This is a genomic window from Mycobacterium sp. (assembly GCF_019247615.1).
Classification (GTDB): Bacteria; Actinomycetota; Actinomycetes; order Mycobacteriales; family Mycobacteriaceae; genus Mycobacterium.
In genome coordinates this window covers 1-7,515 of the sequence record NZ_JAFBAT010000252.1, presented here as the reverse complement: position 1 = coordinate 7,515, position 7,515 = coordinate 1, and the positions used below count along the sequence as shown (strand labels likewise).

Below are 7,515 nucleotides of genomic sequence, written 5' to 3'. Positions count from 1 at the left end.
CGCGGATGGCGCCGGGGTCACGGTTCAGCGGTGTGGGATTGCCGCGCCTCAGCGGCGGCCTGGGTGCGGTTGGCGACGCCGAGTTTGGCCAGGATCGCTTGAACGTGGTGGCCGACGGTCTTGGGGCTGATGCAGAGTTTGGTGGCGATGTCGGCGTCGCTGTGGCCGGCCGTAATCAGCGTGAGCACCTCGCGTTGCCGGCGGCTCAGTCCGTCTGGGTCGGCCCGGACGTCGGCGGGGCGGCTGCGGGGGGTGGCGCCGCGCAGTGCGGTGAGACGTTGTCGGGAGCGGCGGGCCGCGGCGGTCGCCCCTAGGCGGCGGAACGTGGCCAGCGCCGATTCCACGGCGACGGCATCCCCACCGAGTTGGGCGACGGCGCTGTCGTAGGGACAGCCGCGGCGTGTCCATTCGGCAGCGGCGCCGCGCCAGTCACCGCGCAGCTCCAACTCGAAGGGGGTCCGCTCGCCGGTGTCATCGGGTTGACCGCCGGCCAGATACGCCCAGCGGCGCAGGGCCCCGACCAGCCAAGGATCGGCGTGTGCGGGCGCCGTCGCCAGCCCGGCCTGCGCCTCGGTGCGCGAAGTGATGTCGTCACCGGCCAACCAGGCGGCCTCGGCACGGGCGGCCCATACCGGTCCCAGGCGGCTAAAGTCGTCGGGTTCGGCGACGGATATCGCCTCATCGAGTAGCGCGGACACCGGTTGCTGGCCGCGCCGGGCGCGGATCAACCCCAGTGTGGTCAACGGCAAATACCGATGCAGCGGGGTCATCGCGGGGCGGGACAGCACATTCTCGGCGCGGGTAGCGGCGCGGGCCCAGTCCCCGCGGTGCAAGGCGACCAGCGCCGCCGCGGAGACCGCGAGCGGCTCAAACGTGCCCAAATCATGGCCGGCGCAAAACGCCGTCGTTTCGGCGATATATCCCTCGGCCCGATCCAGCTCGTGGCGCAGGGCCGCCTGCCAGCACAGGCCCATACCCATCAGCCCGGCGAGTTCGGCGAGCTCGGCGGTGCCCATCGCCTCATGCCACGCCGCCTCTAGCTCATCCCACCCGACGCCGGTGCGCACGACAGCGGACAGCGCGGCGTAATAACCGGCCTTGATCACCACGGCCGGAAGGTTCAGTTGGTTGCCCAGTGTGATCGCGCGGGCCGCGTAGTCGGCACAGGCCGGGTCGTAGGCCAGGAAGGATAGCTCGGCCATGTGGGCCAGCGACCAGGCCAGCTGCGGCGTGGGCCCGTATTGTTCGAGCAGCCGCAGCGACTCCCGGCCCGCCTTCCTGGCCGACGATGCGCGGCTCAACACGTGCGAGAGCCGGCGCAGGTCGTCGCCCTCTTCTAAGTGATCACCCAGTTGCCGGCGCAGGGCGATTGCCTCCCGGTACGAGTGCACACAGGCCTGCACGAGGCCGCCCAGGTAGCTGGTCAGCGCGTGTTGTTCGAGCCAGACCACCTTCTGTTCGGCGGGGGCGGTGTCGGCGTGACGCAATACCAGCGCGTAGAGGTCGGCGGCTTGCCGGTGGGCCCCCAGTGCGGCGGCCCGCTGCGCCGCGGCGACCCCATGACGAACGGCCGCTTCCCGATCGCCGGCCCCGTCGGCGTGCAATGCCAACGCCGCCAAAGTATTCGGGTCGACCATCGATTCGGCCAGCGCGCTCAGCGCGCGGGAATGCAGGACTTTGCGCTGGTAGTCGTCGATGCGGTCGAGCGTTGCGCGACGGGCCAGCTCGTGCCGAAAACCGATCGCCTGCCCCTCGGCGACCAGCACCCCCGCATCCAGGCATTCAGCCAACCCCGCGTCGGCCGCCGAGCACAGTGCGCGCACCAATGCCGGGTCGGCGCGTGGCCCGCAGACCGCCACCGCCTGCGCGGTTTGCCTCGCGATCGCCGACAGGCGCCCCAGCCGTCCCCAAACCGCCTCGGAAACACTGCGCGGCAACGCATTTCGTCGCAGGGCATCGGGGCCGGCGGCCAGGACTTCGGTGACATAAAACGGGTTACCGCCGGTGAGTTGGTGCAACTGCTCGGTGTTCACCCCACTGCCGGCGGCCAGCACCGCCACCGCATCACGGCTCAGCGGCTGCAACGCGATGCGGCTGACCGCCGCACACGTCGCCACGTCGCCGAGCGCGACCGCAAGCGGATGTTGCGCGTCGAGCTCGTCATCGCGATAGGACACCACCAGCAGTAGCGGCAGCGACCCGATGCGCCGCGCCAAAAAACGCACCAGATCCAGGGTGGCCCCGTCGGCCCAATGGGCATCCTCGATCACCCACACCCAGCGGTTCCCGTCGCGCAGCACGGCCAACAGGCGCCGGTACAGCGCCGCGGTGTCACCGGCATCGATCGCCGACTCCACCGCGTCGGCGGCGGGACCCAATCCGGCCAGCGCGTCGAGCAGCGGACCCAACGGCCGCGGCGCCGCCAGCGGGTCACAACCGCCGACCAGCACCCGCACCGGTGCATCCAGCCCGCCCGCAAACCTGGTGATCGCCGCGGTCTTGCCGACCCCGGCCTCCCCACGCAGCAACACCACCCGGCCCTCGCCGCGGTGGATCCCCCGCGCCAGCGTCGCCAGCTCGGCCAGCACCGCCTCTCGCTCCAGCAGGCGCCCAGCCGGACGGCCCTCGCTGCGACGCGTTTTCACGGTGCCGTCCACAAAAGACGCCACCGAATCCCAGCAATCGCACATCCGGACATGATGCGAATTCAGATTATCCCCGACACCCCGTGGCCAGGCGACTCTAGCGAAGATCCACACCGTCGCGGTTGGGGAGCCGATCCCAGGGCCGATCCGTAGCCTGGTTACCAACACAGCCGACATTCCAGCCGGTTTGCGGGCCCACAGGCGCGCTATCGGAGACCCTCTCGCGCTACATTCGAGGAATAGGCGGTAACGAAGGGAGCGGTGATGGCCGACCGTGAGGTGTTCCGCCGCGCGTTCTCCTGGCTCCCCGCGCAGTTCGCCTCCCAGAGCGACGCCCCGGTCGGTGCGCCGCGCAAATTCAGTTCCGTCGAACACCTGTCTAGCGAGGCGATCGCGGCGTTCGTTGACGGCGAGCTCCGGATGAACGCACACCTGCGCGCCGCACACCACCTCTCGCTGTGCCCGGAATGCGCCGCCGAAGTCGACGACCAGAGCCGGGCGCGCGCGGCGTTGCGCGACTCCCACCCGATCCGCATCCCCACCGAGCTACTCGGGCTGCTGTCCGAAATTCCGCACCAGCCGTCCGCTGACGACACCCCCGATCGTTTGGCCGACCGCGACGTGCGGGACCGGCGTAAGCGCCGGTAGTCGCCGGACCGTGGATACTAGGGTGGACGCCGACAATGCCGGTGTGAGGCACAGCGCCCGTTGACGGGCTTGTCTTCAGCGCTCAGAACAGGATCCAAAGGGATTAACGTGACCTCCGACGCCAACGACAGCGGCAACAACGGCGGAGACCGCTTGGCGCCGCGCCCCATCTCCCGTCCGCCGGTCGATCCCGCGTCGCGCCAGGTGTTCAGCCGTCCCAGCGGGCTGCGGGGTTCCTTCGTGGCCGAGCGTGTGCGTCCGCAGAAGTATCGTGACCAGGCGGAATTCCGATCCAATGACCGACCGGCCGATCCGGTGCTCCAAGAGGCGTTCAGCCGGCCCGCCGGGGCCGTGGACACGCTGCAACGCCATCCGATCGATGCCGGAGCGCTGGCCGGCGAGAAGGACGGGGCGTGGCCGGAGGAGCTCGACGACCCCTGGCGCGATCCGGGCGCCGCCGCGGGCCTCGGGACGCCGGCGCTGTCGCCGCCGGCGCCGCAGAGTGCGCCCGGCTACCGCGGCAAGCTCGGCGTGCGCGACCTCCTCTTCGGGCGCAAGGTTTCTTACCGCGCTCTGGCCGTCCTGCTGCTGATCGCGTTGGCGATCGGCCTGGTCGGCGGCATCATCGGCCGCAAGACGGCCGAGGTCGTCGAGGCCTTCACCACCTCGAAGGTGACGCTGTCGACGCCCGGCAACGGCGAACAGCCGGCGGGCCGGTTCGCCAGGGTGGCCGCCGCGACGGCCAACGCCGTGGTGACCATCGAGTCGAAGAGCGACCAGGAGGGCATGCAAGGGTCGGGCGTGGTCATCGACGGCCGCGGCTACATCGTCACCAACAACCACGTCATCTCCGAGGCCGCGAACAACCCGAGCCAGTTCAAGACGACCGTCGTCTTCAACGACGGCAAGGAAGTGCCCGCCAACTTGGTGGGCCGCGACCCCAAGACGGACCTGGCCGTCCTCAAGGTCGACAACGTCGACAACCTGACCGTGGCCCAGCTCGGCGACTCCGACAAGGTGCGCGTCGGCGACGAGGTCCTGGCCGCCGGTTCGCCGCTGGGGCTGCGCAGCACCGTGACGCACGGCATCATCAGCGCGCTGCACCGCCCGGTCCCGCTGTCGGGCGAGGGCTCTGACACCGACACCGTCATCGACGCCCTGCAGACGGACGCGTCGATCAACCACGGCAACTCCGGCGGCCCGCTGATCAATATGGATTCGCAGGTGATCGGCATCGACACGGCGGGCAAGTCGCTGTCGGACAGCGCGAGCGGACTCGGCTTCGCGATTCCCATCAACGAGGCCAAGCAGGTCGCCCAAACTCTGATCAAAGACGGCAAGATCGTGCACCCCACGCTGGGAGTCAGCACCCGGTCGGTCAGTAACGCCATCGCCTCGGGCGCCCAGGTCGCCAACGTCAAGGCGGGAAGCCCCGCGCAAAAGGGCGGGATTCTGGAAAACGACGTGATCGTCAAGGTCGGCAACCGCAAGGTCGCCGACGCCGACGAGTTCGTCGTCGCCGTGCGGCAGTTGACCATCGGCCAGGACGCGCCGATAGAGGTGGTCCGCGAAGGGCGCAACGTCACGCTGACGGTGAAACCGGACGCGGAAAACGGTTAGCTGGGGGCCAGGTGTTCGGGAACCTCAGCTGGGAGCACATCCTGGTGCTCGTCGTGGTCGGGCTGGTGATCCTGGGGCCCGAGCGGTTGCCGGGCGCGATCCGGTGGACGTCGAACTCGCTTCGGCAGGCGCGTGACTACCTCAGTGGCATGACGACCCAGCTACGCCAGGACCTGGGACCCGAGTTCGACGAGCTGCGCGTCCCCCTCAGTGAGTTGCAGAAACTGCGTGGCATGACGCCGCGCGCGGCGCTGACCAAGCACCTGTTGGACGGCGACGACTCCTTTCTCAGGGACTTGGAGCGGCCCGTCAACGGTGTCCCGTCGAAGCAACAGGAAACGGCCGGGCAGCCTGTGCCGTCCGATCACCACGCCGGCGGGCCGGCGCCGTTCGATACCGACGCCACCTGAACCTGCGGTTCGAGGGCGCCACCCGCAGCATCAGTGGCGGGTGGGGTCAAGTCCCAGCGACACGCCCGCCAGCCCGCGCCTGCGCGACGACAGGCTGTCGGCCACGCCACGCAGTTCCTTGCCCGCGGAAGAGTCGGGTGCGCTCAACACGATCGGGGTCCCCGCGTCGCCGGCGGCGACCAGCGCCGGGTCCAGGGGAACCTGGCCGAGCAGCGGCACATCGGCGCCGACGGCGCGTGACAACCGCTCGGCGACCTGGCGGCCGCCGCCCTCGCCAAACACCTGCATCGTCGAGCCGTCGGGCAGCGTCAGGCCCGACATGTTCTCCACAACGCCGACGATGCGCTGCCGGGTTTGCAGCGCGATGCTGCCCGCCCGCTCGGCGACCTCGGCCGCGGCCAGCTGCGGCGTGGTTACCACCACGATCTCCGCGCCGGGGATCAGCTGGGCCACCGAGATGGCGACGTCGCCGGTCCCCGGGGGAAGGTCGAGGAGCAGGACGTCCAGGTCGCCCCAGTAGACGTCGGCCAGGAACTGCTGCAGGGCGCGGTGCAGCATCGGTCCGCGCCACACCACCGGGGTGTTGCCCTGCGTGAACTGGGCGATCGAGATGACCTTCACTTCGTGGGCGACGGGCGGCAGGATCATCGCCTCCACCTGGGTGGGCCGGTCCGTGCTGCCGATCATCCGGGGGATGGAGTGGCCGTGAATGTCGGCGTCGAGCACGCCGACCGACAGGCCGCGGGCGGCCATCGCGGCGGCCAGGTTGACCGTGACGGTGGATTTACCCACGCCCCCCTTGCCGGAGGCGACCGCGTACACCCGGGTCAGCGAGTTGGGCTGGGCGAACGGGATGACGGGCTCGGGGGTGTCCCCGCGCAACTGTTTGCGCAACTCGGTCCGCTGCTCGTCGCTCATCACATCCAGGCTGACCGTCACCGCCCCGGTGCCGGGAACGTCGGCCACCGCCGTGGTGACACGCTCGGTGATCTCGGACTTTTTCGGGCAGCCGGCGATGGTGAGGTAGATCGCGACGTGCACGCTGCCGTCGGGACCGACGTCGATGCTCTTGACCATGCCGAGATCGGTGATGGGGCGCCGCAGTTCGGGGTCGATCACCTTCCCCAGCGCGGTGCGGATGGCCGCACTCAGGTCGGCATTGGCATCGGAAGCGTCATGACTGGACATCACCGCCGAGTCTAGATATCCCAGGTTCGTAATGTGTCAAGCGGCTATCTGGGCTCGGTGTGCCCAGGCCGTGTGTTCGGCGTATCGGCTGTGGTGGCGTAGGCAGCCGTGCAGGACGCCCACGAGGCGGTTTCCTAGGGCCCGTAGGGCTTGGTGGTGGGTGTTTCCGGCGGCGTGGTGCTGGTCGTAGAACAACCGGGCACCTTGGCTGGTCGATAGCGCGCAGAACGCCCACTGGTTGATCGCATCGTAGAGTCGCCGGTTGCGGATGTGGCGGGCCAGCACCGCTCGCTTTTTGCCTGATGCCACGGTCAGTGGTGATGTTCCGGCGTAGTTCTTGCGACACTTGGCGTCGGTGTATCGGTTCGGGTCGTCCCCGAACTCACCGAGCACCCGGGCGCCGAGGATGACACCGAGTCCTGGCAGGGAGAGGTAGATGTCGGCGTCCGGGTGTGTCTCAAAATGTGTCGCCAGCTCGGCTTCGAGGGCGCTGATCTGATGGTTGAGTTCGATGATGATGTTGACCGTGGCGGTGGTGGTCGCGCCGAAGGCCGCAGCGACCGCGGCCGGTGCGGCCAGCTGCTCGGATCGTAGCGCGATCTGGATTTGGCGTGCGCGGGCTTCGATGTTGCGTTGGCGGCCAGCGTTTTTCAGGGCTGCCGCGATCTTGGATTCGCTTAGTCTTCGCCCTTGTTCGGGAGTGGGGGCTCGGCCCAGGATCGCCAATGCGTCACGATCGGTGAGGCTTTCGAATGCCTGCAGCACCGCTGGGTAGTACTCGCGCAGCGCACTTCGCAACGTGTTGGCATGCCGAGTGCGCGCCCAGATCAGGCTTTGATGCGCCCGGGCCAGTACCTTGATCGCTTCGGCGGCCGCACTGTCTCCGGCCAGGCGCCGGTGGTTGTGCCGATCGGTGCGCACCAGATCAGCCAACAGCTTGGCATCAGAGGAATCCGATTTGGCCCCCGACACATGATGGCGGTCGCGGTAGCGGGCCACCGCCA

6 protein-coding genes are annotated in these 7,515 nt (G+C 69.1%); 3 read left to right on the top strand and 3 right to left on the bottom strand.

Annotated features, from left to right (window positions below):
• Positions 1–17: 17 nt before the first annotated feature.
• Positions 18–2,690, bottom strand: coding sequence for an AAA family ATPase (locus JO059_RS17280; protein ID WP_293320852.1), 2,673 nt, complete (start codon positions 2,688–2,690; stop codon positions 18–20).
• A gap of 219 nt (positions 2,691–2,909) precedes the next feature.
• On the opposite strand from JO059_RS17280, the gene rseA reads away from it, so the two are divergent.
• The 3 genes from rseA (at position 2,910) to tatB (ending at position 5,323) form a co-directional block, all read left to right on the top strand.
• A complete protein-coding gene (gene rseA / locus JO059_RS17275; RefSeq protein ID WP_293320851.1) occupies positions 2,910–3,293 on the top strand; it encodes an anti-sigma E factor RseA in 384 nt (127 codons plus the stop codon).
• Positions 3,294–3,401: 108 nt separating this feature from the next.
• The gene (locus tag JO059_RS17270) at positions 3,402–4,913 is read left to right on the top strand and encodes a trypsin-like peptidase domain-containing protein (protein WP_293320849.1); all 1,512 of its coding nucleotides are present in this window, start codon (positions 3,402–3,404) and stop codon (positions 4,911–4,913) included.
• A gap of 11 nt (positions 4,914–4,924) precedes the next feature.
• Positions 4,925–5,323, top strand: coding sequence for a Sec-independent protein translocase protein TatB (gene tatB, locus JO059_RS17265; protein WP_366516238.1), 399 nt, complete (start codon positions 4,925–4,927; stop codon positions 5,321–5,323).
• A 30-nt stretch (positions 5,324–5,353) separates the two neighbouring features.
• Here tatB and JO059_RS17260 read toward each other — a convergent pair whose 3' ends face one another.
• Complete coding sequence (locus JO059_RS17260) at positions 5,354–6,511, bottom strand: Mrp/NBP35 family ATP-binding protein (protein WP_293320847.1); 1,158 nt, start codon at positions 6,509–6,511, stop codon at positions 5,354–5,356.
• Positions 6,512–6,547: 36 nt separating this feature from the next.
• Positions 6,548–7,515: transposase (locus JO059_RS17255; protein ID WP_293320845.1), on the bottom strand; the 968-nt coding region annotated here is incomplete at its 5' end.

What these genes read in the sequence shown, in the direction of transcription:
- JO059_RS17280 (WP_293320852.1), bottom strand. Translation starts at nt 2,690, where the DNA reads ATGTGCGATTGCTGGGATTCGGTGGCGTCTTTTGTGGACGGCACCGTG.
- rseA (WP_293320851.1), top strand. Translation starts at nt 2,910, where the DNA reads ATGGCCGACCGTGAGGTGTTCCGCCGCGCGTTCTCCTGGCTCCCCGCG.
- JO059_RS17260 (WP_293320847.1), bottom strand. Translation starts at nt 6,511, where the DNA reads ATGTCCAGTCATGACGCTTCCGATGCCAATGCCGACCTGAGTGCGGCC.